This window comes from Mesorhizobium sp. M7A.F.Ca.CA.004.04.2.1, from assembly GCF_004022825.1.
Classification (GTDB): Bacteria; Pseudomonadota; Alphaproteobacteria; order Rhizobiales; family Rhizobiaceae; genus Mesorhizobium.
The window spans coordinates 1-2689 of sequence record NZ_RZPH01000849.1 but is presented as its reverse complement, the minus strand read 5'-3'; the positions used below and the strand labels follow the sequence as shown (position 1 = coordinate 2689).

Here is a 2689-nt window from a genome sequence, read left to right as displayed (position 1 = left end):
GCCGGCAAACAGCCCGCGTTTCACGCCGTCGGATGCGCCGGAAACGATGCGCTTGAAGGCGTTCCAAAGGGCGGCATAGCCGATGCCCATCCGGTCGACCGGGAAGTTGCTCTCGAACATGGCGCGGTCGGCTCCGAAGAGTTCGATGCAGGTCTCGATGTAGGGACCCCACATGGAGGCGAGCTCGGCCGAGGTCGGCGGCGCGGGCCGGGTGTTGTAGTCGTAGGCGGCAAGCCGCATCATCATGCCGCCGAGCTTGATCGAGACGTTCGGGCACGTGGCGAGTTCGGCCATCGACGCTTTCCAGGCGGCGAAGACCTCGTCCTTGCGGCCGGCATAGGGGCCGTAGCCGAGCGGGCAGCCGCAATGGCCCATGACGATGCAGGCCTCGGGAAAGGCGCGCGCGAGGTCGGTGACGTCGGCGAGCTGGGGATGGTAGAGCCAGGCGTCAAAGGACAGGCCCATGGCGACGAGCCGGGCAAATCCGGCGCGAAAATCCGGCTGCCCGTAAAGCCCGGGCGCGATGCCCGGAAAGCTGTTGCCGATGATCGGGTCGGCGTCCCAGCCGCCTGAGTGGCGGATGCCTCGGAAACGACCGCCGCCGGCCCGTACATGCGCCTCCAGGACCGGCGCGACGCCGTCGCCGAGCATCAGGTCGGCGAAGCCGACGATGCCGGCCGCAACGCGGATCGGCCCGTAGATGCCATTGTCGCACATGGCGGCGATGCCGGCGGCGACCTCGGTCTCACCGACGGGCTGCATCTCCTTCGGGCCGAAGGCGCGATCCCATTCGTAAGCGTTCATGTGAACGGTGGCGACGACCGTGTGGCCGCTGTTGGCATCGGCGAGGAACTCGTCGAGCATGTAGCGGTGGCCGCTGGTGGTGCGAAGGTCCCAGAGATGATGATGGGTGTCGATGATCTCCAATTCGGGGTCGAGAATGACCTCCGGCTCTGCCGTCGCCAGCCAGGCTTCGTCCGGCGGGAAAATACGGCCGTATCGGGTGGGCAGTCTGGACGAACGCATCGGTATTCCCTGTCTCATTTGTCGGTGGACCGCGAAGCCGGCTGCCTCACGGAGCGGGCACGAGCCGGCAACGCAATGCCGATCCCGTGCCGGTGACGGCGAGTTCGCACGGCGCCGCGACGTCGAACGGTTGCGTCAGCGTGCCGGTGAAGACCGCGCCGCCACGCCTCAGGACCTGTCCCCGTTCGCGCAGATGCGCGATCAGGTGGCCGAGCACCGCGAGCGTATCGGGCAGATCGTCGCCGCGCAGGCCGCGGGCGCGCAAATGGCCGTCGACCGTGACGCCGGCATGTGCGGCGATGTCGCCGATCGCGTCAAGATCGACGGTTTGGCCCAGGACCACCGCATGCGACACGCAATTGTCGGCGATCGTGGCCGGCACGCCGATGCTCTGGCGGTCGGGAAGGCGCGAGGAGACGATTTCGAAGCCGATATGCGCGGATTCGATCAGGTCTGGGGTGACGACGGGTCCCGCATCGCACGCCAGCACGAGCGCGATCTCCAGTTCGATAGTGACGCTGGCATCGCGGGGCACGATGACGTCTTCGCCACTGACGTGGCGGCGCGGCGCCAGGATGCGCCCGAAGATCGGACGGGAGAGACCGGCGCCGCGATAGAAGTTGCGCCCGGCGAGGCCGATCTTCCAGCCGACTACCGCATGGCCGAGGAGTGCGATCAGCCGGTCCTGGACATCGTAGCCTTCGGCGAGGCTGCGCGGCCGTACGTCGGCGCGCAATCCGGCCGGCTGCGCACCGGCGCGCCATGCGTTCGCCAGTCCCTCTGCCGCGCGGTCGGGATCGAAGCTGTCGCTCATGGCGTCAACGGCCCGTCATCAGGCGAAGAAGACGCCGCCATTGACGTTGACGATCTCGCCGCAGAAATTGCTCGCCCCCTTCGTGCACAGGAAGGCGATCGGCCAAGCGATCTCCTCGGCGGTGGCCATGCGTCCGAGCGGAAAGTTTTCGCGCGGAAAGTCGATGTTGGCGCTGAACGGCGTCACGACCGGTCCGGGGGCGACGCCGTTGACCAGGACGCCGCCCGACGCAGCCTTGCGGGCAAGCAGGCGGACTAGCGCGTGCAACCCGCCCTTCGAGGTGACGTAATCGGGCGGCGTCGTCGTCAGCGTGCCGCCGTGCCAGCCGGCGAGCGAGCCGACGAGGATCAACCGGCCGCCGCCGTTCCCGACCATGTGGGCGATGCTGGCGTGACCGAGTTCGATCGGTAGCCGGACGTTGACCGCCATGGTCCGGGCGAATCGGGCTTCCCAGTTCGGGTCCTGGTCCCATGGAATCTGCGCCGGAACGATGCCCGCGCAATGGACGACCGCGCGGACCGGCCCGGAGGCGAAGAGCGGGGCTATGGCGCCGGGCGCCAGGAGGTCGCCCTGGAAGGTTTCGGGAACGACGTTGTGGGCGGTGAGATCGGCACAGGTTGCGTCGAGGCTCGAGACATCGGCGAGCAGCAGGTCGGCGCCGAGGCTGGCGAGAGCGCTTGCCGTCGCCCGGCCGATCCCGCTCGCCGCGCCGGTGACGACAATGCGCTGGCCGCTGAGGTCGAGTGCTTCGGGAAGAGATAGTGCCATGAATTCCACCCTGAAGCTGCGTTCAGACCCTGGCGCGCGGCGCCAGTCGCTCGATGATCGCCCGGGCGATCGCGCCCGTGC

At 68.2% G+C, this 2689-nt stretch carries 3 protein-coding genes; all 3 read right to left on the bottom strand.

Annotated features, from left to right (window positions below; genetic code table 11):
• Window positions 1–1026: amidohydrolase family protein (locus EN893_RS28060; protein ID WP_128361953.1), on the bottom strand; the 1026-nt coding region annotated here is incomplete at its 3' end.
• A gap of 46 nt (window positions 1027–1072) precedes the next feature.
• Window positions 1073–1840: a hydratase gene (locus EN893_RS28055; RefSeq protein ID WP_127268074.1), complete on the bottom strand. Its 768-nt coding sequence runs from the start codon at window positions 1838–1840 to the stop codon at window positions 1073–1075.
• Between the two features lie 18 nt (window positions 1841–1858).
• A partial coding sequence (locus EN893_RS28050) for an SDR family oxidoreductase (protein WP_206640186.1) occupies window positions 1859–2689 on the bottom strand: 831 nt, incomplete at its 5' end.